This is a genomic window from Rhodanobacter panaciterrae (genome assembly GCF_014651895.1).
Classification (GTDB): Bacteria; Pseudomonadota; Gammaproteobacteria; order Xanthomonadales; family Rhodanobacteraceae; genus Rhodanobacter; species Rhodanobacter panaciterrae.
Map to the genome: position 1 here is coordinate 719,643 of NZ_BMXT01000002.1, position 26,356 is coordinate 745,998.

The 26,356-nt window shown below is 64.8% G+C and carries 18 protein-coding genes and 1 riboswitch; of the genes, 7 read left to right on the forward strand and 11 right to left on the reverse strand.

The features are described from left to right. Positions 1-7: 7 nt before the first annotated feature. Both IE071_RS12585 and IE071_RS12590 read right to left on the reverse strand, forming a co-directional pair. The gene (locus IE071_RS12585; RefSeq protein WP_189441520.1) at positions 8-943 is read right to left on the reverse strand and encodes a molybdate ABC transporter substrate-binding protein; all 936 of its coding nucleotides are present in this window, start codon (positions 941-943) and stop codon (positions 8-10) included. 26 nt (positions 944-969) lie between these two features. Beyond that, positions 970-1,515 carry a DsrE family protein gene (locus IE071_RS12590; protein WP_189441521.1) on the reverse strand — a complete coding sequence of 182 codons (546 nt, stop codon included), beginning with the start codon at positions 1,513-1,515 and terminating at the stop codon, positions 970-972. 245 nt (positions 1,516-1,760) lie between these two features. Between IE071_RS12590 and IE071_RS12595 the strand changes: the two genes are divergently transcribed. The 4 genes from IE071_RS12595 to IE071_RS12610 all read left to right on the forward strand — a co-directional run bounded on the left by IE071_RS12595 (position 1,761) and on the right by IE071_RS12610 (position 6,610). Next, entirely contained in the window at positions 1,761-2,237 is a 477-nt protein-coding gene (locus IE071_RS12595; RefSeq protein ID WP_308427784.1) for a MarR family winged helix-turn-helix transcriptional regulator, read from the forward strand. A gap of 22 nt (positions 2,238-2,259) precedes the next feature. Then, positions 2,260-3,726 (forward strand): efflux transporter outer membrane subunit, encoded by a 1,467-nt coding sequence (locus IE071_RS12600; protein WP_189441522.1) that lies wholly within the window; start codon positions 2,260-2,262, stop codon positions 3,724-3,726. A gap of 9 nt (positions 3,727-3,735) precedes the next feature. Next, the gene (locus tag IE071_RS12605; protein ID WP_189441523.1) at positions 3,736-4,941 is read left to right on the forward strand and encodes an HlyD/EmrA/EmrK family protein; all 1,206 of its coding nucleotides are present in this window, start codon (positions 3,736-3,738) and stop codon (positions 4,939-4,941) included. Between the two features lie 142 nt (positions 4,942-5,083). Beyond that, the gene (locus IE071_RS12610; RefSeq protein WP_189441524.1) at positions 5,084-6,610 is read left to right on the forward strand and encodes a DHA2 family efflux MFS transporter permease subunit; all 1,527 of its coding nucleotides are present in this window, start codon (positions 5,084-5,086) and stop codon (positions 6,608-6,610) included. A 4-nt stretch (positions 6,611-6,614) separates the two neighbouring features. On the opposite strand, the gene IE071_RS12615 is transcribed toward IE071_RS12610, so the two are convergent. From IE071_RS12615 to IE071_RS12625, 3 genes are all read right to left on the reverse strand, one after another. Next, complete coding sequence (locus tag IE071_RS12615; protein ID WP_189441525.1) at positions 6,615-7,142, reverse strand: acyloxyacyl hydrolase; 528 nt, start codon at positions 7,140-7,142, stop codon at positions 6,615-6,617. Positions 7,143-7,316: 174 nt separating this feature from the next. Next, a complete protein-coding gene (locus IE071_RS12620; RefSeq protein ID WP_229792892.1) occupies positions 7,317-8,792 on the reverse strand; it encodes a M16 family metallopeptidase in 1,476 nt (491 codons plus the stop codon). 8 nt (positions 8,793-8,800) lie between these two features. Continuing rightward, entirely contained in the window at positions 8,801-10,195 is a 1,395-nt protein-coding gene (locus IE071_RS12625; protein WP_229792893.1) for a M16 family metallopeptidase, read from the reverse strand. A 139-nt stretch (positions 10,196-10,334) separates the two neighbouring features. Between IE071_RS12625 and IE071_RS12630 the strand changes: the two genes are divergently transcribed. Together IE071_RS12630 and IE071_RS12635 are read left to right on the forward strand one after the other, a co-directional pair. Next, positions 10,335-10,958, forward strand: a complete 624-nt coding sequence (locus IE071_RS12630) for a DUF2239 family protein (protein WP_229792894.1) — start codon at positions 10,335-10,337, stop codon at positions 10,956-10,958. Positions 10,959-11,282: 324 nt separating this feature from the next. Next, positions 11,283-12,524 (forward strand): hypothetical protein, encoded by a 1,242-nt coding sequence (locus IE071_RS12635; protein ID WP_189441527.1) that lies wholly within the window; start codon positions 11,283-11,285, stop codon positions 12,522-12,524. Positions 12,525-12,606: 82 nt separating this feature from the next. On the opposite strand, the gene IE071_RS12640 is transcribed toward IE071_RS12635, so the two are convergent. The 6 genes from IE071_RS12640 to IE071_RS12665 form a co-directional block, all read right to left on the reverse strand. After that, complete coding sequence (locus tag IE071_RS12640) at positions 12,607-15,771, reverse strand: efflux RND transporter permease subunit (RefSeq protein ID WP_189441528.1); 3,165 nt, start codon at positions 15,769-15,771, stop codon at positions 12,607-12,609. 199 nt (positions 15,772-15,970) lie between these two features. After that, positions 15,971-19,147 (reverse strand): efflux RND transporter permease subunit, encoded by a 3,177-nt coding sequence (locus tag IE071_RS12645; protein ID WP_189441529.1) that lies wholly within the window; start codon positions 19,145-19,147, stop codon positions 15,971-15,973. A 238-nt stretch (positions 19,148-19,385) separates the two neighbouring features. Continuing rightward, the gene (btuB, locus tag IE071_RS12650) at positions 19,386-21,236 is read right to left on the reverse strand and encodes a TonB-dependent vitamin B12 receptor (RefSeq protein WP_189441530.1); all 1,851 of its coding nucleotides are present in this window, start codon (positions 21,234-21,236) and stop codon (positions 19,386-19,388) included. Between the two features lie 127 nt (positions 21,237-21,363). Beyond that, positions 21,364-21,596: riboswitch (cobalamin riboswitch) on the reverse strand. Positions 21,597-21,626: 30 nt separating this feature from the next. Continuing rightward, complete coding sequence (nagA, locus tag IE071_RS12655) at positions 21,627-22,766, reverse strand: N-acetylglucosamine-6-phosphate deacetylase (protein ID WP_189441531.1); 1,140 nt, start codon at positions 22,764-22,766, stop codon at positions 21,627-21,629. An 8-nt stretch (positions 22,767-22,774) separates the two neighbouring features. Then, on the reverse strand, positions 22,775-23,806 hold the full coding sequence (locus IE071_RS12660) for an SIS domain-containing protein (RefSeq protein ID WP_189441532.1): 1,032 nt from the start codon (positions 23,804-23,806) through the stop codon (positions 22,775-22,777). 12 nt (positions 23,807-23,818) lie between these two features. After that, the gene (locus IE071_RS12665; RefSeq protein WP_189441533.1) at positions 23,819-24,571 is read right to left on the reverse strand and encodes a GntR family transcriptional regulator; all 753 of its coding nucleotides are present in this window, start codon (positions 24,569-24,571) and stop codon (positions 23,819-23,821) included. 213 nt (positions 24,572-24,784) lie between these two features. On the opposite strand from IE071_RS12665, the gene zwf reads away from it, so the two are divergent. Beyond that, the gene (gene zwf / locus IE071_RS12670; RefSeq protein ID WP_189441534.1) at positions 24,785-26,248 is read left to right on the forward strand and encodes a glucose-6-phosphate dehydrogenase; all 1,464 of its coding nucleotides are present in this window, start codon (positions 24,785-24,787) and stop codon (positions 26,246-26,248) included. The last annotated feature ends 108 nt before the right edge of the window (positions 26,249-26,356 follow it).

Below are 26,356 nucleotides of genomic sequence, written 5' to 3' on the forward strand. Positions count from 1 at the left end.
AGCCTTCTCAATGAGGTGGCAGGAAGCCGTACTTGCGATACACCGCCTGCGCGGCGGGGCTCTGCATGAAGGCCAGGAAATCCTTCGCCGCCTGCTCATGCGGTGCATCCTTCATGCGCGCGGCGGTATAGGTGGCGGTGACATTCTTCGCCGCCGGAATCTGCACCGTCTCGACCGGGAAATGCATGATCTGCTGCTGGAAATACGCCTCGGTCGACCATACAGGCGCCGCGTCCGACTCGCCCTGCAGCACGCGCAGCGGTGACTGCCGATGATGGATGCGGGTGAGGAAGGTGCTGCCATCCTTCACCTTGCTGTCCATGATGGTGTGGTCGAGCGCATCGCCGCCGGCCTTGCGATAGCTCGCCTCGATCTGCTTGGCGATGCCTTCCCATGCCGGGTTCGGCATGCTCACGCGCACATCGCTACGACCAAGATCAGTCAATCCGGTGATGTGCTTCGGATTGCCCTTCGCCACCAGGATCGCCAGCGGATTGCGCGCGTAGTCATACGTATCGGCGAACCAGCCGTGCTTCTGCTGGTTGTCGGCGATCGCACTCTTGCCGGCCGTATAGATGTCCGGCTTCAGCGTGATGCGCAGGTTGCCCATCACCAGCGTGCCGCTCTCGATCTGCTTGGCCAGGATGCCCGGCGGCAACGTCTCGGCGCAAATCCGCTGGTATTGCGGATGCGCCTGCTTGAACGCCTCCAGCAAGTCATGCACCACCATGAACTGGTTGCCGGCGAAGAACAGCACCAGCTGCGGATCGACGATGTCGCCGTGCAGATCCGCGATCGCATCGACCGGCGGCACGCTGAATTGCAGGCCCGCCGGTGGCGGATTCCACGGCGGCAGGAAGTCGGTCTTGTCGGCGGCGCTGGCGGTACACGCCGTGCTGAACACGACCGCGGCGACAAGCCACCGCACGATGGAATGACGCATGCTGGTTTCCTTCGGCAACATGAAGATCACAACGGCAGCAGCGCGTAACCCTTCTGCTGCAGTTCGCTGATCGTGGTCAGTGCGGACAGCGCCAGGGTCACGTGCGAGTCCACCCAGTCGTATTGGAAGTCATGCTCGGCTACGGCCTGGCCGCACACGGCGACGTCGACTCCGGCCTTGCGCAGCTCCGCGATCACCGGCAGGTTCGGATTGGCGACGCCGTACTTCTTCCGATACTGCTCATCGTTCAGCGCGATCGGCGTGGCCGGGCCGTAGGCGATCGCCACGAATTTCAGATGATCCAGCGGCACCCCGGCGCTGACGTACAGGTTCACCGTGCGCGCCACCCGATCCAGCGCCGGACTCACCTCGCCCGGTTTGTCGCTGGCCTTGGTCAGACCGAACACGACCTTGTAGGTGGCGTTGCGATCGGGCTGGTAGGCCGCCTGCGGCAGCGCGTGCATCTTGCCGGCGGCATGGATGGTCGGCGTCTGCCAGAAGCCATCGGCGGCCGAAGCGGCCGCGGGCAGGAGAACGAGTGCAAGCAGCACCGGCAACAGCGGACGGAACATGGCGACCTCGCAGGATGGCGGCAACGCGGATGGCGTCGACGCATGCTATGCCCGATCGATCCGCCGGACCAAGGCGATTCTAGTGATCGTGCGGATAAAGATCGCTTATGGCCGGGCGGTGCGTCGACAGGCTTCTCCCCGTGGTCACGGCCCTCGGCCGCCCAGCGGCGTCATCTTGCTGAAACAAACATAAACAGGCATATATTTGCCTTGACAAATATAATTCGGGCAATAGAATGCCCGGCATGAAGCAGAACGACCTTACCCCGACCTCCGTCACCAACGAACCCGATGCGCCGAGCCTGGGCATGCTGATCACCATGGTGCGCTCCGAAATCGTGCGTGCGATCGAGGCCGAACTGGCCAGCCAGGGCCTGGATCTCAGCTTCACCCAGTACCTGATACTCAAGAAGTCGCAGCAGCTCGGCGCGGTGTCGGCCACGGAACTGGCCCGCGCGGTGGAGCTGGATGGCGGTGCGATGACCCGTCAGCTGGATCAGCTGGAGCGCAAGGGCTATCTGCGTCGTTCGCCGCATGAACAGGATCGCCGCGCGCTGCGCATCGAACTCACCGAAGCGGGAAGCACGATCTGGCAGAACACCGCCTCCGTCTGCAGCCAGCGCGTGATGAATGCGGCGCAGCGCTCGCTGAATCCCGCCGAGCAAGCACAGTTGCACGACTACCTGGAGCGCATGCTGCAAGCGTTCCGCGACAAGAACTGACTTTACTTCCGGACCACAACCCATGCGCCTGCACCTCCTCGCGGCAGCTACTGCATTGACCCTCGCGCTGGCTGGCTGTGCCAGCAGCGGCGGCCTGCACCCTGACGGCACGCCGACCGATCCCGCTTCCCTGAAAGCCGAGCGCAGCCTGGCCGGCTTCAAGCTTTCGCCGGCGGCCTGGCCGTCGACGGACTGGTGGGCCGGGTTGGGCGATCCACAACTCGATGCGTTGATCTCCGAGGCGCTGCAGGACAATCCTGGCCTCGGCGTAGCCGATGCCCGTGCCCGCGCGGCGCAGGCCGAAGCGGGCATCGCCGATGCTGCGCGCGGCCCAACGGTGAATGCCGGCGCCAGCGTGTCCGGCGCGCGCATCCCCACCACGATCCTGCCGGCCAGCGCCGGCGGCGGTCACTTCATGCTGGCCAAGTACGCCGACGTCAGCTTCAATTGGGGCCTCGATCTGTGGGGCGGCAAACGGGCCGCCTGGCAGGCTGCACTTGGCGCATCGCGCGCTGCCGAAGTGGATGCCCGCGCTGCGCGCATCGAGCTGTCCGGCAACGTCGCCCGCGCCTACGCGCAACTCGGCTACGCGTTCAACGAACAGGATCTGGCTGCGGGCGAACTGCAGCGCGCGAACCAGTCGCGTGAGCTGACCCGCCAGCGCGTCGCCGCCGGCATCGACAATCAGATCCAGCTCAAGCAGAGCGACGCCGAAGTGGCCAGCGCCGAGCAGGACACCGCGCTGGCCAAACGTGCCGTCGATGCCGCGCGCTCGTCGCTGTCGGTGCTGCTCGGCAAGGGCCCGGACCGTGGGCTGGATATCGCCCGGCCACACTTGCTGCAGCCGACCGCACTGGCGGTGCCGACCAACCTGCCCGTCGACCTGCTCGGCCATCGTGCCGACCTGGTCGCTGCACGCTGGCGCGTCGAGGCAGCAAGCAAGGACATCAAGGCGGCGAAAACCGAATTCCTGCCGAACATCAGCATCGGTGCGATGGCCGGCGTGATCACCCTGGGCGGCGGCAACCCGTTTACCCTGCCATCGCGCTTCTATCAGCTCGGACCGTCGATCAGCCTGCCGATCTTCGATGGCGGCAAGCTGCGCGCGAACCTGTCCGGCAAGGATGCGCAGTACGACCTCGCCGTGGCGCAGTACAACCAGACCCTGGTCGGCGCGCTGAATCAGGTCGCCGACGAGCTGTCCGCGCTGCAGTCGGTGCAGGAACAGCTCACCGCGCAGCAACGCGCGCAGGATGCGGCGCAGCAGGCGTGGCAACTCGCGCTGCAGCGTTACCAGGCCGGCATCGGCAGCTATCTGGAAGCGCTTGTCGTGCGCCAGCAGCTGCTCGCCGCCAACCGCGGCATGGCCGCGTTGCAGGCGCAGCAGGTCGATCTGTCGGTGCAATTGATCCAGTCCCTCGGCGGCGGCTTCCAGCCGCAGGCCGAGGCGCCCACGCCTTCCCCGTCTTCCCACTCTTCGCATTCCTGAGGCAGCCCCATGTCCAGCCAGACTTCCCCCGCGGCCGAGAACACGGCCGGCGCATCACCGAACACTGCCGTACCCAAGAAGAACTCGCGCGGGTTGATGCTGCGCGTGCTCGTCATCGTGGTCGTGCTCGCCATCATCGGCTGGGCGCTGTGGTACTTCCTCGATGGTCGTTGGTACGAAGGCACCGACGATGCCTACGTCAACGGCAACGTGGTGCAGATCACCCCGCAGGTACCCGGCACCGTGGTCAGCATCGGTGCCGATGACGGCGACCTGGTGCACGCCGGCGACGTGCTGGTGCAGCTCGACCCCAGCGACGCCGATGTGGCGCTGGCCGAGGCGAAGGCGAATCTCGCCAATACCGTGCGCAAGGTGCGCGGCCTGTATTCCAGCGTCAACGGTGCGCAGGCCGACGTGGCCGCACGCCAGACCGAGGTGGACAAGGCCCGTGCCGATTACAACCGCCGCGTCGCGCTGGCCAAGTCCGGCGCGATCTCGGCCGAGGAGCTGGCGCATGCCAGCGATGCATTGACCAGCGCCGAGAGTGGCCTGATCGCGTCCCAGCAGACGTACCAGACCAGCAAGGTGCTGGTCGACGATACCGTGGTCGCTTCGCATCCCGACGTGCAGGTTGCCGCGGCGCGTCTGCGCGCGGCGTTCCTCGACGATGCACGCGCCACCCTGGTCGCGCCGGTGGACGGCTATGTGGCCAAACGCTCGGTGCAGGTCGGCCAGCGTGTGCAGCCGGGCGCCGCGTTGATGGCAGTGGTGCCGCTGCACGGCGTATGGGTGGATGCGAACTTCAAGGAAACCCAGCTCACCAAGATGCGCCTGGGCCAACCGGTGGAGATCGAGTCCGACGTCTACGGCAGCAAGGTGACCTACAAGGGCAAGGTGCAGAGCCTGGGCGTCGGCACCGGCAGCGCGTTCTCGTTGCTGCCGGCGCAGAACGCCACCGGCAACTGGATCAAGATCGTGCAGCGCATTCCGGTACGCATCGTGTTCGACGATCCGACCCAGCTGGACAAGCATCCGCTGCGCCTGGGCATGTCGCTCAACGTCGACGTCAGCCTGCATGACCAGAGCGGCCAGACGCTGGCGCAGCAGTCGCCGACCCAGCCGGCCTTCAGCACCGACGTATACAAGCAGCAGCTGGCCAAGGCCGATGCGGCGATCATCCAGATCGTCCACGCCAATATGGCTGGCGCGAAATAACGTTGTGTCCCTCCCCTGCTTGCAGGGGAGGGTTGGGGAGGGGTTGCTCTTGATCTTGACTCAAGAGCTTTACCCCCTCTCGGCCTCCCCCTGCTGCGCAGGGGGAGGAGCAAGGCAGATCCCTCATCACTGACCGACGCCGATGACCGCCCAATTCCGTCCACCCAATCTGGCACTCAGCACGATCGGTCTGTCGCTGGCGACCTTCATGCAGGTGCTCGACACCACGATCGCCAACGTGTCGTTGCCGACGATTGCCGGCAACCTCGGCGTCAGCAACAACCAGAGCACCTGGGTAATCACCTCGTTCGCGGTAAGCATGGCGATCTCGTTGCCGCTGACCGGCTTTCTCACCCGCCGCTTCGGCGAGGTGAAGCTGTTCGTCTGGTCCACCCTGCTGTTCGCACTGACTTCGTTTCTGTGCGGCATCTCGCAGAGCATGGGCATGCTGATCGTGTTCCGCGCACTGCAGGGTGCGGTGGCCGGGCCGATGTATCCGATCACGCAAAGCCTGCTCATAAGCATCTATCCACCGGCCAAACGCGGCATGGCGCTGGCGTTGCTGGCGATGGTCACCGTGGTGGCGCCGATTGCCGGCCCGATCCTCGGCGGCCTGATCACCGACAACTATTCGTGGCCCTGGATCTTCTTCATCAATGTGCCGATCGGCATCTTCGCCAGCATGGTGGTGGCGAACCAGCTGCGCGGAAAGGCCGAAAAAACCGAGCGCCCGAAGATCGACTACGTCGGCCTGATCACCCTGATCATCGGCGTTGGCGCACTGCAGATCGTGCTGGACAAGGGCAATGACGAGGACTGGTTCAACTCCACCTTCATCATCGTCACCAGCATCGTCTCGGCAATCGGCATCGCGATCTTCCTGATCTGGGAACTGACCGACAAGGACCCGATCGTCAACCTCAAGCTGTTCCGCCATCGCAACTTCACCGCCGGCACGATCGCACTGATCCTCGCTTACGCGGCGTTCTTCGCGATCGGTCTGCTGGTGCCGCTATGGCTGCAGCGCAACCTCGGCTACACCTCGACCTGGGCCGGCTACGCCACCGCACCGCTCGGCGTGATTCCGGTACTGCTGACCTTCTTCGTGGGCAAGTACGCTGCTCGCGTCGATCTGCGCTTGCTCGCCTCGGTGGCGTTCGTAGTGATGGCGCTGACCTGCTTCATGCGCTCGGACTTCTTCATCGGCATCGACTTCAATCACGTGGCGATGGTGCAGTTGATCCAGGGCTTCGGCGTGGCGCTGTTCTTCATGCCGATCCTGACCATCCTGCTATCCGATCTGCAGCAGAACGAGATCGCGGCCGGTTCCGGTCTGGCTACCTTCCTGCGCACGCTCGGCGGCAGCTTTTCCGCCTCGCTGACCACCTTGCTGTGGGAGCGCCGCGCGGTGAGTCACCATGAACAATTGGCCGAACACATCACCGCCTACAGCCCGACTTCGCAGGCGGCGATCAGCCAGATCGGCCAGGGCAATCCGCAAGTCGGCGCCAGCGTGATCAACGACATGATCACCCAGCAGGGCTACCAGATCTCGTTCAACGAGGTGTTCCACGCGCTGGGCTGGGTCTTCATCGGACTGGTGTTCGTGATCTGGCTGGCCAAACCACCGTTCGGCGCGAAAGCCGGCCCCGCTGCCGGCGGGCATTGAGGCGTTACAGATCGAAAGCCACGCCGAGCAGGGCCATGGTTTCACCACGGTTGGGGCTGTGCAGGTTGCCGTTGGAAATGTGCCGGACCTGCACGCTGAAACGCTGCCCCTGCCAGCCCAGCGTGCTGACGAATTCGTAGGGCGTGCTCAGCGCCTGCGTGCGCCCCGTCTGTACGGCCGGCTGAAAGCTGAGGAACAGCTGCCGATACCAGTCGCTGGCGTCGCCGTAATGCAAGCGCGCGCCGCCCGCCAGCACCCAGACCTGGTCCCGCGTGGTGTAACGACTGCCGTCGTAGCGGGCGATCGCGCGGCCATCGAGCCAGCCCAGCGAAACATCCGGCGACCAGCTGAAGCGGCTGTCACCGATGCGCCGTTCGTCGAACACGCCTTCGACGAATACGGTATTCACCGCATAACTGTCCATGTAACTGCGACCACCCTGGATCTCCAGACGGGCGGCGGTGGCTGGCAGGGCGATCGAGGCAAGCGAAAGCGCCACGGCGAGGCGAAGCGATCGGGCACGCAAGTGCATGGGAGACCTGTGGGGATGGTTTGTTATATGTGTACCGAATAGTGTGTTAATTGGTGTTGCCCAAACGTGAAGCCGGTCGCCACGGATCGAAACACACTGTTGCGCAGCCGCAACAATCACAAAAAAGCCCCGGCACACGGCCGGGGCTTTCGGGTTGGAACGGGTTGCGGCGGATTACTGGGACGCGGCCGGCTGCAGGCTGGGGCTGTCCAGATCGAGCGCGCTCGATTCCAGCAGCACCGCCTTGGGATGCGCCTGGCGGATCGCATCACCGAACTGCGCGGCGTCGCCGACCACCACCACCTTGCTGCCGTCGGCGTCCAGATGCTTCGCCGCATACTTCTCGATCTGCTTCGGCGTGACCGCCTGCACCTGTGCAATGTATTTGCCGATCTGCTCCAGCTTCACGCCGTAGATCGCCAGCTGACCGACCTGCTCGGCGAGGCCGGCGGTGGTTTCCAGACTGTTGCCGTAGCCACCGATCAGGGTCGCCTTGCGCGCGGCCAGTTCGTCGTCGGAAATGCGCGTGCTGCCGAGTCGCTTGAACTCGCCCATTACCAGCTCGACTACCTGCGGTGCCGACGGGTTCTTGGTCTGCGCGGCGGCCAGCCACATGCCGGCATCGCCGAGTGACTGCAACCGGCTGCTGGCGCCATAGGACAGCCCGCGCTTGATGCGGATCTCCTCGTTGAGGCGCGCCGAGTACGAACCGCCGAGCACTGCGTTGGCGACCGTGCCGACGTAGTAATCGGCGTCGTTGCGCGGCGGTGCCGCATGCGCGACGACCACGCCGGCCTGACCCGCGCCGTGCTGATCGATCAGCAGGATCGCCGGCACCTGGCTGGCAGCCATGCCCGCCGGTCGCGGCGGCAGTGGCGTGGCCGGTTTCTGCCAATCGCCGAAACTGCCCTGCGCCAGTTGCTGCGCCTGCGCCGGCGTGATGTCGCCGGTCAGGATCAGGATCGCGTTGTCCGGTCGGTACAGCGTGTCATGCAGATGCTGCACATCGTCGCGGCTGATCCGCGCGATCGACGCCGGCGTGCCGCTGCGTGAATGGCCATAAGCGCCCTCACCGAACACGCCACGACCGACTGCCAGCGAAGCGAGCGCGGTCGGCCGGCTCAGCGACAGGCGCAGATCGTCGATCGCCTGCGCCTGCGCGCGCTTCAGTTCGGCCGCGCTGAAATCCGGCTGGCGAACCACCTCCGCGAGCAGGTTCAGCGCCTGCGGCAGTTTCGGCGTGGTCACGGTGACACCCACCGCGCTCTGATCCCAGCCGGCGGCAGCACTCAGCGAACCACCCAGCGCTTCGACCGCGGCGGCGATCTGCGGCGCGGTCTTGCCAGCGGCGCCCTTGCTCAGCAGATTCGCGGTGAGGTCGGCCAGACCGGCCAGCTGCGGCGGATCCATCTCGCCGCCACGGCGCAGCACCAGCTGGGCGGTGACCAGCGGCAAGCCGGCGCGGCGCACGCTGATCACCTGCAAGCCGTTCGGCAATGTCTGTGCCGATGGCGTCGGCACCGTGAGTTTCGGTGCCGGGCCCGGTGCCGGTGGCGTGGCCGGAAAATCATCGGCCGAAGTCGTCGCGGCCAGCACGCTGCCGGCGGCGAACATCGCGGCCGTAAAGACGGCCAAACGAAATGCTTTCATGGAACGATTCATTTCGCTACTCCCTTGGCGGCAACCGGCGCAGCCTTGGCAGCCTGCGGCAGATAATCGATGGTGACGCTGTGCGCACCGGTGACGTACTTCTGCAGCACCCGATGCACATCGTCTTCGCTGACCTTCTGCAGCGCCGCCAGATCGGTGTTGACGTGTTCCGGATTGCCGTCGATCAGGCTCGCCTGACCCAGCGCGAACGCGACGCCCTGCGCGGTCTGACGCTGTTTCAATTCACTGGTCAGCAGCTGGGTCTTCACCTTGTCGAGCTCGCTGGCCGGAATCGGCTGGGTCGCCAGCCAGATGATCTCCTCGTGCAGCAGCTTCTCCGCGTCGGCCGGCGCGTGACCGCTGGCGAGGATCGCGTAGGCGCTGAACAGACCCGGACCGACCCGGCCATCGGCCTCGGCACCAACTTGCTGGGCGACCTGATGGCGATACACCAGCGACTGGTACAGCCGCGACGAATCGCCTTGCGACAGCAACGCGGCGGCAACCTGCAGCGGGATGCTGTCGGCACTGTCGGCCGCCGGCGGGATCAGCCAGGTAATCGCCACCGCCGGCAACGGCGCGGTCTCGCTGGTGACGGTGTAACGCAGATCCTTCTTGCGTACCGGTTCCTGCGCTGTGACCTGCGGCACCGCCGTGGCCGGTTTCGCAATCCAGCCGAAATACTGGTCGACCCAGGCATCGAGCTGCTTCGGATCGAAGTCGCCGGCGACAATCAGGGTGGCGTTGTCCGGCCGGTAAAACGTGTTGTGGAAATCGATCACGTTCTGCAACGAGGCCGCTTCCAGATCCTCGATGCTGCCGATGGTCGGACGCTTGTACGGATGTACCGTGTACGAAGACGGGTCGATCGCGTTGAACAGCTTGCCGTACGGATTGGCCAGCACGCTCTGGCGGTATTCCTCTTCCACCACCGCGCGCTCGGATTTGAAATTCGCCTCATCCACATTGAGGTTGGACAGCCGCTCGGCCTCAGCCCAGAGCAAGGTCTGCAGGTAGTTGCTCGGCACCACTTCGAAGTAGTTGGTGACGTCATCGCCGGTGGACGCATTGTTGTTGCCGCCGACATCCTCGGTCAGCCGGTCGAACTGCTCGGCGTGCATGTGCTTGGTGCTCTTGAACATCAGATGCTCGAACAGATGCGCGAAACCGGAACGCCCCTGCGGATCGTCCTTGGAGCCGACGTGGTACCACATCTGCACCGACACGGTCGGGCTGGCGTGGTTCTCCACGCTCAACACCTGCAAGCCGTTCGACAACGTGCGCTGGTGGTACTGGATCGGCGGGATGGTCAGTTCGGCCGCGGTTAGCGGCGACGAAGCCGTTGCAGCAACGAGCAAACCCAGTGAGGCCAGCAAACTGGCCGGGCGCAGACGCATGGTCATCCGCTTGGTTCCCTTCAGTGGAAAGCACCAACCATAGCAAGCCGGGGCACGACCGAGGGCATGACTTCCGGACCACACCGGCGATCCCATTCTTATTTTACCCGGATGTTATTGACACACATTTTGATCCGGGTAAAACTTGCCCGACACAATGCATCCGGACGGACCCACGCCCTACCCCGACGACACCACCTGCACCGCATTCGACCATCAGCATCTGCTCGCCAGCGGTGCGTTGACCGACGTGGTGCGCGCCGCAAAGCAGGCACTCGACGCGGGAACCCGCGGGCCGCTGCTGATTTTCGATGACCACGGCAGCCGCCAGATCGAGATCGACTTTCGCGGCACGGTCCATGAGGTGCTGGCACGTCTGCACCAAGGCGCGGTTGCGGAAACCGTCGGCCGCAGCCCCGGCCGGCCGAAGCTGGGTGTGGTGCCGCGCGAAGTCACTCTGTTGCCGCGGCATTGGGACTGGCTGGGTCAGCAGCCGGGTGGCGCTTCGGCGATCCTGCGGCGACTGGTCGAACAGGCCTTGCGCGACAACGGCGCGAAGGAGCGTGCACGGCAGGCGGTCGAGTCGGTCGATCGCTTCATGCGGGTGATGGCCGGCGATCTGGCCGGCTACGAAGAAGCCTCGCGGGCGTTCTATCGCGGCGAACAGAAGCGCTTCGCCACCTTGACCGCCGCGTGGCCGATCGATGTGCGTACCCATCTGCAACGTCTGGCCGCGATTGCCTGGGACGAGCGGAAAGATGCCTGCTGAGCCGATCGCGCCGCAATGTCGGCACGGCAACGTATCCTGCTGCCGATGCAGTCGTCAGACGACGCGTCGCTTTGTCGACGACCTCCGCCAGATCAGGACAGGCACCCATGGCACCTTCCGCTGATCGCCGACTTCGCTGACCGCAGGCCCGATCGCCCGCACCCTGCTGCAGTTTTCGCTACCGATCTTCGGCACGAACCGTCTGCAGCCGCTGAACGCGTCGGTCAACGAGATCTGGATCCGGCCACTTCCTTGGCGAAGCGGCACTGTCTGCGCCCACCCCAAAGCCTTAGAGCCGCCTCCTCTCCGTCCGGCGTTCCTGGCGTGAAACGAAAACCAGGATCAGTGTGGACTTTTAAAATCGGCACGCTGAGAAAGCGTATGCTGACCTTGGTTTTGCTGAAGGTTTATTGCAATACCGCGATGGCCATTGAAGCCACGAAGAGAGGGGGCTCTCTTTCACTTATTCAAAGTCGAACGGCGATGTCGCCGCTTGACTCAAGCGTGCGGCGCGGAAGATACGGCAGCCGGCCTGAATGGCGGCGCATGTGTTTCGGATCCCATCAACCGACAGGAAACGCCATGCTATTCAATCAACCAAAGTCGTACCGAGGCACGATTCCGCTTGAGTTGTACGTCGAATTGCTGAACAAATTTCCTCAGAATGACGGAGAGCCCGATCTGGCGTGGATTCAACGTATCAAGAAGGATCCCGCGCTGTACCAGAAGATGTTCGGGACGTCGCAGTTCAAGGTGGAACTGGTTCAGGCCGTGCAGCGTCGTGCGGCGATTGCAAAGATGGCCGCCGCCGGAGCAACCCGACAGGGGAAGGACTGGAAATCGTGGTCTCCAGCCGCGCGCTATCAAGAGGATCTGGCGCGCGAGGTTCAGAAGACCGGCAAGCAGCCGTCCGAATACGCGAAGGAAGCCTACCAGCAGCTGTTGGAGCAGTTCGACGCCACGACTCCGGCCAATGGGAGTGTGTTCTGGAACGGCATCAACGAACTTGCCCTCCTGAAAAAGATCGATGAATGGAACAGCGATAAGGAAATCTTCGGCCAGTTGGAGGCCACCACCGCTGCCCGCTACGTGAACAAACAATTCGTGTGGGAGCCGAACGGCGCCTTCGCGAACTACTTCACGGCGGTGTCCGGCAAGCTCGGGCACGCGGCACGTGGACATGTCACTGCAGTTTGCCGGTGCGGCCTTCGCAACGATTCCATCCTGACCACGACGGAACTCCCGGCGATGTTCAAGTTGATGACCGACCAGATCAAGGCGAACAAAGAGCCCCCCATCACCGATTTCACGATGGTCGTCATCGAGCCCAAGCTGCTGCCAAACGATGGGTACGCGATATATACCAACAACGATCTGCTGAACGTCTCGATCGTTAGCCCGAAGCCCGGCAAGCGCATCAGTGGCCGAGACGATTGCAACGTGGACAGTCAGCTTGTCGTCCCGAATTTCTTGCAGCACTACTGGGGTCGGCGGGGTCGCCGACCCGAAAGTGCCGCCGCGACAAAGATCAAGGCAGATCTCTCATCCCTGACCAGATGGCCGTGACTGGCCACAAGAATTCCACTGTGGTCGAGAAGACCTTGGGTCGACTCGCAGCGTGTCAATTCAAGGGATCGAGGTAATTAACTCACGCCGGCTCAGCTCGACCCAGCGCCTTGAGCCGCTTCTTCTCCGCCCGGCGTTCCTTGCGTGCGGCCTTGCGGATCTTGCGGTCGTAATTCCACAGATAGATCGCCGGCGTACTCAGCAAAGTCAGCAACTGCGACACCAGCAAGCCACCGACGATGGCGATGCCGAGTGGCTGGCGCATTTCCGAGCCGATGCCGAAGCCGATCGCCAGCGGCAGCGCCGCACCCATCGCGACCAGGGTAGTCATGGTGATCGGGCGGAAGCGCACCAGCGCGGCTTCACGGATCGCTTCGGGCGCGGGCAAACCGCGCTCACGCTCGGCGACGAGTGCGAAGTCGACCATCAGGATCGCGTTTTTCTTGACGATGCCTATGAGCATCAGGATCGCGATGATCGCCATCAGCGAAAGCTGCGTCTGTGTCACCAACATGGCGAGGAAGGCACCGGCGCCGGCAGCCGGCAGGGTGGAAAGAATCGTCAGCGGATGGCCGAGACTCTCATAGAGGATGCCGAGCACGATGTACATCGCGATGATCGAGCCTATCAGCAGCACCATGCCATTGGACTGGGCCTGCTGCAGGCGCTGGTTCTGGCCGGTGTAATCGACCCGGATACCTGCCGGCAGCCCGGCTGCGAAGGCCGCCTGATCGACCAGCTTGATGCCGCGATCCTGCGTCACGTCCTTGTCGAGGTTGTAGGTGATCGTCGCCACTTGCATCTGGTTGTGATGGCGGATGCGCAACGGCGTGTTGTTGGGTTCGATGTGCGCCAGCGCGGACAGCGGAATCATCTGCCCCAGGTTGTTGCGCACGCGCAGGTTGAGCAGACCTTGCGGGCTGATGCTGTCCGCCGTGCCGCTGGTGAGCACCACGAAGTACTGGTTGATGTCGGAATAGATCGTCGAGACCTGGCGCTGGCCGAACGAGTTGTACAGCGCCGTGTCCACGTCACCCATGCTGACCTGCAGGCGACTGGCCGATTCGCGGTCCACTTTCAGCAACTGTTGCTTGCCGACCTGGTCGAAATTGCTGCTGACGTCGCGGAATTCCTTGATGGTGCGCATCTGGCGCACCATCTTCAGCGCTGCCGGTTGCAGGTCGCCGCCATTGCTGTTGACCAGCTGGAATTCGTACTGGCCACCCTTGTCGCCGCTGCCACCACCGCCGAGGAACTGCGAGGCGCTGACCGACACTTTCACGTCGGGCAGCGTGTCGTATTGTTTGGACAGCCGCTCGATGACCTTCTTGATATTCTCCGGCCGCTCGCCCGGACCGCTGCCACGCGGCTTCAGGTCGACGAACATCTGCGCGCTGTTGCCTACCGCACCGCCAGCATCGTTGCCGCCGAGCATGACCAGCTGGTCGAGCACGGCAGGATCGGCCTGCATGATCTTCATGACCGCCTGCGTGCGTTCGGTCAACTGTGCCGGCGAGATATTCGCATCGGCACTGACGTCGACCTGAAGCTGCCCGGTGTCCTCGTCCGGCATGAAGGTACCGCCAGCGGTCTTTACCACCGCAAAGCCGAGTGCGAAGGTGAGGAACAGCAGAATCAACGGCTGCCAGCGCATGATCCGCCGGTGACGCATCGCCCAGTCCAGTGCGCGCTCGTAACGGCGCAGCATGCCGCGGTCGAAGCGCTCCACCGCACGTTCGATCCGGCCCGGCGGCTTCCGCTCAACCGGTTCGTGCTTGAGAAAATGGGCGCACAGCGCCGGTGTCAGCGTCAGCGAGACCAGCGCGGAGATCACCACCGCCGCGGTCAGCGTCACCGAGAACTCGCGTAGCAGCATGATCAGCACGTTGTTGCCGAACAGCAGCGGCGCGAATACGGCCACCAGCGACAGGGTGATCGAGATTACCGTGAAGCCGATCTCGCCGACGCCGGTCAGCGACGCCTGCATCGGCGACATGCCCTGTTCCATGTGGCGCACGATGTTCTCGATCACCACGATCGCATCGTCCACCACGAAGCCGATGCACAGCACCAGCGCGACCAGCGACAAGGTGTTGAGCGTGTAGCCGAGGGTCCACATCACCACGAACGCGCCGGCCAGCGACAGCGGCACGCTCAGCGTGGCAATCAACGTCGGCCGCAGCCGGCGCAGGAATACCAGCATCACCAGTACCACCATCGCGATCGAGATCAGCAGCGCCACTTTCACTTCGTGCAGCGCCGACTTGGTGGTCTGGGTGAGGTCGAACACCGGCGTGATGGTGATGTTGGAGGGTAGCGACGCGCGCAGCTGCGGCAGCCTGGCGCGAATCTCCTCGACCGTGGCCACCGCATTGGCTTCCGGCCGCTTGGTGATCTGCAGGCCGACGGTGTGCTGATTGTTGAACCATGCCGCCTGGTATTCGTCCTGCTCGCCGCTGTAGACCCTGGCCACATCGGACAGGCGCACTGGCGTGCCGTTCTTCACCGAGATCAGCACACGGGCGAATTCGGCCGGCTGTTGCAGGCCGTCACTGGCGGTCACCGTCATCTGCGTGCGGCCGTCGCTCAGGGTGCCTTGCGGCGAGGTGACGTTGGCCGCGCGCAACGCATTGGCCACATCGTTCGCGGTGAGCCCCTTTGCCGCCAGCGCGTTGTTGTCCAGCTCGATGCGTACCGCATGCGGGGTGCCGCCGAACACCTGCACCTGGGCCACGCCGTTGATCTGCGCCAGCGCCGGCTTGAGCAGGGTATCGGCGAGGTCGTACAGCTTGTCCTGCGGCAGCCCGTTCGAGGTCATCGTGAGAAACACGATCGGGATCTGAGAGGTGTCGAACTTGAAGAACTGCGGCGGCGACGGCATCCCCGACGGCAGGTCGACCGCGGCGGCATTGATCGCCGCCTGCACGTCGCGCGCCGCGCTGTCCGCGGTGCGCGAAAAGTTGAAACGCACGCTTACCGAGGCGGCGCCTTCGGTGGCATTGCCGTACATCTCGTCGATGCCGGGAATCTGCCCCAGGTGGCGCTCCAGCGGCGCCAATACGGTATTGGCCATGGTCTGCGCACTGGCGCCCGGCTGGTTGGCCACCACGTAGACACCCGGGAAATCCAGCGACGGCAACGCGGCCACACCAAGCAGCAAGTAGGCGCAGATGCCGGCCAGGGTCAGGCCCAGGGCGAGCAGCGAGGTACCCGCCGGGCGGCGGATCAGGGGTGCGAAAATATTCATGGCGATTCCGTGGCCGACAAGTATGACCGCAGACACGGCATGCGCGGCGCGCGTACGTTCGACGCGCGCGAAATCGGCAGGGACAAGGCGAGAGTTCCGTTCATGCCGGCTTTATGCCAGTCGCCGCGCTCCGGCGTATGTGCCTGAAGTCCACACCGTGTCGGAAGACAGGGGTGGCATGCCCGTCCCGCCAGCGAAGTTATTTCGGCAGCGCGGGCATCTGCTGCTGCAACGCCTGCTGGCGCCTGATCTCGGCGCGCAACTGCCGCCGGGCGGCCTTGCGCTGCTGACGATCGTATTGCCACAGATAGATCGCCGGTGTGCTCAGCAGGGTCAGCATTTGGGATACCAGCAGGCCGCCGAAGATCGCGATGCCGAGCGGCTGACGCATTTCCGACCCGACCCCGAAGCCGACCGCCAGCGGCAGCGCCGCGCCCATCGCGACCAGGGTGGTCATGGTGATCGGGCGGAAGCGCACCAGCGCGGCCTCGCGGATCGCCGTGGGTGCGGACATGCCGCGCTCGCGCTGCGCAACCAGCGCGAAGTCGACCATCAGGATCGCGTTCTTCTTGACGATGCCGATCAGCATCAGGATCGCGATGATCGACATCAGGGTGAGCTGGGTATGCGTGACCAGCATCGCCAGATACGCGCCCATGCCGGCAGCAGGCAAGGTGGAGAGGATGGTCAGCGGGTGGATCAGGCTCTCGTAGAGAATGCCCAGCACGATGTACATGACCAGGATCACCGCGATCAGCATCAGCACCGCGCCGGTCAACGCCTCCATCAGCTGCTGGTTGTTGCCCGCATATTTTTTCTGCACGCCTTGCGGCAGTTGCGCGGCGTCAATCACCTGATCGACCAGCTTGATGCCTTGCAACTGGGTCACGCCCTTGGCCAGGTTGTAGCTGACCGAGGCCGACTCGAGCTGGTCGAAATGGCTGATGCTGACTGGCGCGATGTTCGGCGCGATATGCGCCACCGCGGACAGCGGAATCATCGTGCCCAGACTGTTGCGCACGTAAGTGTTCAGCAGCGCGGCCGGACTCAGCGACTTCGCCCCGGACGAGGTCAGCACGACACGGTACTGGTTGATGTCCGAATAGATGGTGGACACCGGCTGCTGGCCGAAGGCGTCGCTCAGCGCGGTATCGACCAGTGCCATGCTGACGTGCAGGTGCGCGGCCGCCTCGCGATCCACCGTCAGCAGCTGCTGCTTGCCGATGCTGTCGAAGCTGGTGCTGACATCGCGGAACTCCTTCATGCCACGCATACGTTGCGCCAGCTTGAGGGTCGGTCCCTGCAGGCCGGCACCGGAGGTGCTGGTGAGCTGGAACTGGTACTGGCCCTGCCCGCTGCCACCACCGCCACCGCCGTTGCCGAAGAACTGCACCGGCGTCAGCGACACATCGAGATCGGCCAGCGGTTTGTATTGCTGGTCGAGCCGCTCGATCACCTGCTTGACGGTCTTGTGGCGATCGCCCGGCGCACTGCCATACGGCTTGAGGTCGACAAACATCTGCGCCTGGTTGCCGACTGCACCACCGTTGCCGCCCAGCACCGCGGTGACATCCTGCACCGCCGGGTCGGCCTGCATCACCGCGGCGACCTGCTGCACCCGTTCTGCCAACAGGGTCGGCGAGATGTTCGCGTCGGCCGTGATATTTGCCTGCAGCATGCCGATGTCCTCGTCCGGCATGATGCCGCCGCCGGCGGTCAGCGCCACCGCGACCGCCAGCAGCGCGGTCATTACCAGCAGGATCGCCGGTTGCCAGCGCATGATGCGGCGATGGTGCATGGCCCAGTCCAGCGCGCGCTCGTAAGTGCCATGCAGGCCGCGGTCGAAACGCACCAGCGCTCGCTGCAACCGGTTCGGCTTGCGCTGTTCTTCGCTGTGTTCCAGCTTGAGGTAACGCCCGCACAGTGCCGGGGTCAGGGTCAGCGACACTACCGCGGAGATCACCACCGCCGCGGTCAAGGTGATCGAGAACTCGCGCATCAACATGGTGAACATGTTGTTGCCGAACAGCATCGGCGCGAATACCGCGACCAGCGACAGCGTGATCGAGATCACTGTGAAGCCGATCTCGCTGACACCGGTCAGCGCCGCTTCCAGCGGCGGCGTGCCCTGTTCCATGTGCCGCACGATGTTCTCGATCACCACGATCGCGTCGTCGACCACGAAACCGATGCACAGCACCAGCGCGATCAGCGACAAGGTGTTGAGCGAGAAGCCGAGCGTCCACATCACCACGAAGGCGCCGGCCAGCGACAGCGGCACGCTGAGCATCGCGATCAGAGTCGGCCGCAACCGGCGCAGGAACACCAGCATCACGATCGCGACCATCACGATGCTGAGCAGCAGCGCGACCTCCACCTCGTGCAGGGCTGACTGGGTGGTCTGGGTCAGGTCGAAGATCGGGGTGATCTGCACGTCTGCCGGCAACAGGCCGTGGAACGCCGGCAGCTTCGCGCGGATCGCGTTGGCAGTGGCGACCGCGTTCGCTTCCGGCCGCTTGCTGATCTGCATGGTCACCGAGTGCTGACCATTGAACCAGGCCGCCTGGTATTGATCCTCCGGCCCGCTGCTGACCGTGGCCACATCGGACAGCCGTACCGGCGTGCCGTTCTTCATCGCGATCAGCAGCCGGCCGAACTCGGCCGGCTCGTACAGGCTGTCGCTGGCGGTCACCGTCATCTGCGTGTGGCCGTTGCTCAGTGTGCCCTGCGGCGAGGTGACGTTGGCCGCACGCAAGGCATTGCTGACGTCATTCGCGGTAATGCCCTTGGCCGCCAGCGCCACGGTATCCAGCTCGATCCGCACCGCGTGCGGTGCGCCACCGAAGATCTGCACCCGTGCCACCCCGGGGATCTGCGCCACCGCCGGACTCAGCAAGGTATCGGTGAGGTCATACAGCCGGTCCGGCGGCAGGCTGGTCGAGGTGAGCGCCACCAACAGCACCGGAATCTGCGAGGTGTCGAATTTGAAGTACTGCGGCGGATTCGGCATCCCCGGCGGCAGGTCGGGCGCTGCGGCGTTGATCGCCGCCTGCACCTCTCGCGCCGCCGCGTCGGTGTTGACGCCGAAATTGAACATCACCATGACCTGCGCATTGCCCTCGTTGGCCGTGCCCATCATCTGGCGCACGCCGGGGATACGGCCGAGGTGACGCTCCAGCGGTGCCATCACCGTGCTGGCCATGGTCTGCGCACTCGCACCAGGTACCTGTGCGGCCACGAACACGCCGGGAAATTCCAGCGTGGGCAGCGCAGCCACCCCGAGCAGCAGGTACGCCCACAGTCCGGCCAGCATCAGGCCGATGGCAAGCAGCGAGGTGCCGGCGGGGCGACGGATCAGTGGCGCGAAAATATTCAAGTGATCTCCCTGACGCGCAAGCATAGCGGGAGAGCTTCCGCGGCAGACAGCCGCAATGGCCCCGGCGTGCGGGGTCGCAGCGTGGATTTGGCAGGAACACAGCCCCAAGTCATGTCGACTTTATGCCAGCCGCCGCGACTCGAGGTATGCGTCTGGAGTCCACCTCGTATCGGAAAACCTGGGTAACTATCCCCACGCACCAGACGCCAGCTTCCCTGCCGGCGGTGCGTAGGCAAATTCAGTGCGTGGTGGGGCTGTAACGCAAGGTCAGGAACACGCTGCGGCCGGGCTGGTTGAAGTAGTACACAGTCTCGTAGTGACGGCCGAACACGTTCGCCAGCCGCGTTTCGACCTGCCAGTCCGGCGCGAAGTGGTAACTGGCGCGCAGGTCGGTGGTCGAATAGCCAGCCAGCGGGTGCCGGTTGGCCACATCGTCGTAGCTGCGACCGGCCGCGTAGACCGTGGCGCCGACGCCGAACTCGCCGAAGCGGCGATCCAGATCCACCCGCGCCGTGTGCTCGGGCCGGCGCGGCAGCACGTTGCCGTCGTTCGGGCCACCGTCCTGGTTCAGCGGCTGCAGCCAGGTCAGGTAACCCTGCAACTGCCAGCCGTCGAGATTCACACCGAGCTGGCCTTCCACGCCGCGGATGCGCGCCTTGCTGACGTTCATCGGGAAGTAGTTGCTGTCCAGCGCGATCAGCTGGTCGATGCGGGTCTGGTAGGTGTTCACCGCCCAGTTCCACGCGGTCAGCTGCTGGCTCAGGCCCAGCTCGGCGCTGCGCGATTTCTCCGGCTTCAAATTCGGGTTGCCGCTGCCGTACGGGTAATACAGGTCGTTGAAGGTCGGTGCATGGAACGCACTGCCGTAACTGGCCGAGAGCTTCAACCCGTCATCAAAGTGGTAGCCCCATGCCGCGGCGCCGGTGTTGTGGTCGCCGAACTGGCTGTTGTGGTCGCGCCGCGCCGACAGCTGCACCTCGTTGCGGCCAAACGTGGCTTGGTACTGCACGTAGGTGCCGGTGTCATTGCGGCGGCTGGCGAGGTAACCGGTGTCGCTGTCGATGTGCTCACCCTGCCAGTCGACACCCAGTGTCAGCAACTGGTTGTCAGCCACGCTGAGGTCGTTCTGCCACGACGCCTGGTTGCGCCGTGAATAGATGTAGCCGACGAAATTCTCATTCTCGTAATTGTCGTAGCGATCGAGGTTCTGACCCACGCTCAACGTGGTCTTCCACGCTTCCAGCGGGTTGAAGCTGAAACTGCTGCCGGCCACCTGTTGCACGGTGCGGCTGCGGTTCTGGTAGCTGCCGTCGAAGTGGATCTCGCCGAGACTGCGCAGCCAGCTGCCGCTCAGCTCCGCGCCGTTGTCCCAGCGGTAGCCGCCGTTCGCGCTGAGATTCTTGTTGCTGTAGGCGTCCTGGTCGGGTTCGTCGGTAAAGCAGCCGGCAAAAGCTTCGGCCGCACCGATGCGGCAGGCGTTGATGCCGCGGGTGTGCTGCGCGCCGACGCTGAGGTTGTACCAGGCGTGATCGCTGCCGCCGGACAGGCCGGCTTGTCCGCGCAACAGGTGGTCGCTGCCGGTGGTCACGCTGAAGGATGGCATCAGACCACCATCGCGTGAGCCATGCCGGGTGAAGATCTGGATCACTCCACCGATCGCGTCGGCACCGTAAAGACTCGAACGCGGGCCGCGCACGATCTCGATACGATCAATCTGCTCCACCGGCAGTTGCTCGAATGCGGGCAGGCCGTTGCCGACCGAGCCGATCCGCACGCCGTCGATCAGCACCAGCGTGTGCGACGAGTTGGTGCCGCGCAGGAACAGCGAGGTCTGCTGCCCGATGCCGCCAGAGTTGGCGAAACTCACCCCAGGCAAGCCGGTCAGCAGATCCTGCACCGACAGCGGCTGCAGCCGCTCGATATCGGCACGGGTAATTACGGTGACCGACGACAGCGCCTCATCGGCAGTGATTGCGGTGCGCGTGGCGGTGACGATCACCGGACTCAGCGTGTTGGCATCGCCCTGATCGGCGGCTTGCGCGGCCATGGTGCAACTGAGCAGCGCCGCTGCCAGCAAAGACTTCTTCATGTTCGTTCCTCGGCCGCGCACCCGCGCACGGCGCATCGTTCAATGAGCTGGCAGCAGGCAGAGGGAAGGACGGAACGACGGGCAGGCGGGATCGCCCAACACGTGGTTCGGCCTCGCCCACCGCGAGCCACCAGGAATCGTTCGGGCCGGTCTCCGGGCTCACGAGTGGCACGCGGTACTCCGCATGCCCCGAACGACGCCTTCCCGTGCTCAAGCACAGTGGCATTCGCCGTTCGTGGATCTCGCTTACCGTTGCGGGGGCAGCGCCGGCCTTGCAGTGCGATTGCGCACCACGCACCGGCTTCCCGTTTCATCCCTCGGGCGCGAAGCCGTAGGGACACCTGAACCGCTCAAGTCTAGCTTTGGACGGCCATTTCAGCAAACGCAGTCTCAGCTGGCCACGCCGCCTATCCAGCTCTGCTGCACGCGGTACTCGTCGTCCAGCACCACCAGATCGGCCAGATAGCCGGCGGCGATGCGGCCGTGGCTGGCGCCGAGGCCGAGAAAATCGGCCGGATAGGTGCTGGCCATGCGCACCGCCTCGTCCAGCGGCAGGCCGAGCAGTTGCACGGCATTGCGCACCGCGCCGGCCATGTCCAGCGCGGAGCCGGCCAGCACGCCTTGCGCGGTCTGGCAGATGCCGTCCTTCGCGGTGATGATTTCGCCGTTGAGTACGAAATCGGGATGATCCGCACCGACCGGCGGCATCGCGTCGGTGACCAGCAGCATCTTGCCGCGTGCTTTCGCGGCGATCGCCACACGCAGGCTGGCCGGATGCACGTGATGGCCGTCGACGATCAGTCCGCACCAGCTGTTCGCATCCTCCAGCGCCGCACCGACTACGCCCGGTTCGCGGCTGCCGAACGGCGTCATCGCGTTGAACAGGTGGGTGAAGCCGCGCAGACCGGCGGCCAGTGCAGCGTGCGTGGTCGCGTAGTCGGCGGCGGTGTGGCCGGCGCAGACGATCACGCCGGCGGCGGCCAGTGCACCGATGCTGGCCAGCGGCACCTGGTCGGGCGCCAGCGTGAGCAGGCGCACGCCGCGATGCGGCGCGCACAGCAGCGCCAGTTCCTCGCTGCCGGGCGCGTGGAAAAATTTCGGATCGTGCACACCCTTGCGTGCCGGTGCCAGGTATGGCCCTTCCAGATGGATGCCGAGCACGCCCGGCACGCCTTCGGCCAGCGCCTGCTCCACCGCGGCAAGTGCGGCGCGCATGACGTCCACGCTGTCGCTGACCAGGGTCGGCAGGAAGCCGGTAGTGCCGTAGCGCCGGTGCGCCGCACCGATGCGGCGGATCGTCTCCACCGTTGGCGCGTCGTTGAACAGCACGCCGCCACCGCCATTCACCTGCGTATCGATGAAGCCCGGCAGCAGCATCGCGCCGCGCAGATCGCGCTGTTTCGCATTGCGCACGCGCGGATCGGACGGTGGCAGCAAGTCGACGATGCGCTCGCCATCGAGCAGCACCGCGAGGTCGTTGCGCCAGCCGTCAGGGGTCAGTACACGGCCGTTGATAAGGGCGAGAATCATGGCGTTGCTCAGACCGTTTCGGTCACCTTGTTGAGATGCGGCGGCACGTCGGGATTGAAGCCGCGACGCAGCGCCAGCTCGCTCGCCGCGCGATAGAAGCTCTGGATGATCAGCAGCGGCGTGCACAGCGCCGGCAACCCGGCCAGCACCGGAAGCATGCCCGCGCCCTGCATGCCGGGCGCGGCCACGAAAACCTGCGCGCCGCGCTTGCGGAACTCGTCGGCAATCGCCAGCGTGCTGGCCAAAGTGTCGTCGTCCTGGGCGAAACACAGCACCGGAAAATCCGGACCGACCAGCGCCATCGGTCCGTGCTTCACTTCGGCCGCACTGAACGCTTCGGCATGCAGGCCACAGGTTTCCTTGAACTTCAGCGCCGCTTCCAGCGCGATACCAAAGCCGAAGCCGCGGCCGACCACGAACAGGTTGTGCGCATCGACCAGGCCATCGCTCAACGCCGACCAGTCCGCGTCCCAACCGGCGCGCAATGCATCCGGGAGCGCATGCAGCGAATCCACCAGCGCACGATCGCCGTGCCAGCGCGCGCACAGGTGCAGGACGGCCGCCAGCGCGGCGATATAACTCTTGGTCGCCGCCACGCTGCGTTCGGGGCCGGCATGCAGCGGGATCACCGTGTCGGCAATCGCCGCCAGCGGCGAATCCTCGACATTCACCATCGCCACCACGTGCGCGCCGGCAATCTTTGCGGCCTGCGCGTTGCGTACCAGATCCGGGCTCTTGCCGGACTGCGAGATCGCGATGAACAGCGCGCCCTCCCATTGCTGCGGGGCTGCGTAGACCGAGGTGACCGATGGCGATACCGAGGCGGTGACGATGCCCAGCTGGGTCTCGAACACGTACTTCGCATACGCGGCGGCATGATCGGAACTGCCGCGTGCGCAGGTCACGATGAAACGCGGCGGCTTTACGCGCAGCGATTGCGCCAGCGCCGTCACCACGCTGTCGTTGGCGGCGAACTGGCGCGCGACCACCTCGGCCGCTTCGTGCGCTTCGCGGTACATCAGGGTGTCGCGGGCATCCATAGATAGACGGCCTCAGTCGGTTTGCAGTTCGGCGACGAAGTCGTAGATGTCGCCGCGATACCAGGAACAGGTGAACTCGACCACGCGGCCGTCGTCCAGAAAACTGCGCCGCTCGATGCTCAGACCGGCGCTACCCACCGCCACATGCAGCAGCCGCGCCTGTTGCGCATTCAGAGACACCGCGCGCAGCCGCTGCAAGGCGCGGCGCGGGCGGCAGTTGAGCTTTTCCAATGCCTCGTACAACGAGTCGTGCACCAGCAGCGGATCGGGCAGCACGCTGGCCGGCACCACGCTGCGTTCGATCGCCAGCGGTTCATCCTGGCCGTAACGCACACGGTTCAACCGCACCACCAGCGAGCCGGGCGACAGGTTCAACGCCATCGACTCCTCCGGCGTCACTTCGCCGATGCCGCGCTCGAAGAATTCCGAACGTGGCGACAGGCCGCGTTCGCGCAGGTCCTCGGTGAAGCTGGTCAGCCGCGACATCGGCTTGACGATGCGTTCGGCGATGAAGGTGCCGGCGCCATGGCGCTGGGTCAGCAGACCTTCCTCGACCAGGCCGGCGATCGCCTTGCGCACGGTCACCCGCGACAGCTTCAGCGCCTGCGACAGGTCGCGCTCGCTCGGGAGCGCCTGACCCGGTTCGATGTCGCGATGCTCGACCACGTTGCGGATCGCCCGGCGCAGCCGCAGGTATGCCAGCGGCTGATGCGTGGCCGGGTCGTGACAGATCCGGCGGTATTCGTTGGCCAGGGCAGTTTCCATACCAGCAAAGATACCAATAGCAAACCACTAACCGCAAGCCTGCCTTCGCAAACAGGTACATCACGGAGTCATTTGTTGTTGCAGCCCGTTCTTATGAATTCGTATGCATAGCGGTAGCTGATCTGGTATTTCACTGGTACGATCATTCACACCCCGGGCAAGACGCGCCGACAGGCCTCTGCCCGCCATCCGGCATCGAGTCGAGGTGATTGCGTGACTGCTTCCTCCCAATTGGTCGAACCGTTCGACCTGGTGATCTTCGGCGGCACCGGCGATCTCGCCGTGCGCAAACTGCTGCCGGCCCTGTTCCATCGCTTCCTCGACGGCCAGATCCCGGCCAGCAGCCGGATCATCGGCATCGCCCGCGAGGCGCTGGACGATGCCGGTTACCGCGCGCTGCTGCGCGAGGCACTCGTCAGCATCTGCGACGCGGCAAAGCTCGATGTGTTCCTGCAGCAGGTGTTCTATCGCCCGCTGGACGCACGCAAGGACGACGGCTGGGACGATTTCGCCGGTTTCATCGGCGCGCAGCCGGACCACATCCGCGTGTTCTATCTGTCGACCTCGCCCGAGCTGTTCGTCGACATCTGTGCGCGACTCGGTCATTACGGACTCAACCAGGGCAAGTCGCGCGTCGTGCTGGAAAAGCCGATCGGCCGCGACCTCGACAGCGCAAACCAGATCAACGATGCGGTCGGCAAGGTCTTCAGCGAATCGCAGACCTTCCGCATCGACCACTACCTCGGCAAGGAGACGGTGCAGAACCTCTTGGTGCTGCGCTTCGGCAATGCGCTGTTCGAGCCGCTGTGGAACGCCGGGCACATCGACCACGTGCAGATCACCGTCGGCGAAACGCTCGGCGTCGGCCATCGCGGCGCCTACTACGACCGTGCCGGCGCGCTACGCGACATGGTGCAGAACCACATGCTGCAGCTGCTGTGCATGGTGGCGATGGAGCCGCCGTCGTCGCTGGCGCCGGATGCGGTGCGCGACGAGAAGCTGAAGGTGCTGCACTCGCTCAAGCCGATCGACGACAGCAACGCCAGCCAGCTCACCGTGCGCGGCCAGTACCGCGTCGGCGTGGCCGAAGGCGCCAGCGTGCCCGGCTATCCGGACGAGCTGGGCAACACCAAATCCAATACCGAAACCTTTGTCGCATTGAAAGCGGAAATCGCCAACTGGCGCTGGGCCGGCGTGCCGTTCTACCTGCGCACCGGCAAGCGGCTGCCGAGCCGGGTGTCGGAGATCGTGGTCACCTTCAAGCCGGTGCCGCACTCGATCTTCCATGCCGATGCCGGCACGCTGAAGCAGAACCGGCTGGTGCTGCGACTGCAGCCGGATGAAGGCGTGAAGCTGTGGCTGACCATCAAGCATCCCGGCCCCGGTGGCCTGCGCCTGCGTCACGTACCACTGGACATGAGCTTCGCCGAGGCCTTCGGCGTGCAGCAGCCGGATGCGTACGAGCGTCTGCTGCTGGACGTGGTGCGCGGCAATCCCACCCTGTTCATGCGCCGCGATGAAGTGGAAGCGGCATGGCGCTGGGCCGGTCCGATCCTCGCCGCGTGGACTGCCGGCGGCGAAGCGCCGCGGCCGTACGCCGCCGGCAGCTGGGGTCCGAGCGCGGCGGTGGCGCTGATCGAGCGCGATGGCCGCACCTGGAATGAAGACAGTGAATAACCCGGTGTTCACCCGCGCGTTTCACTCCGTCATGCCGACGCATTCGGCAGACTTTGCCTCCCTTCCCCACGAGACGCGCAGCGGCATCCACTGAGCACGCGGCGCGCC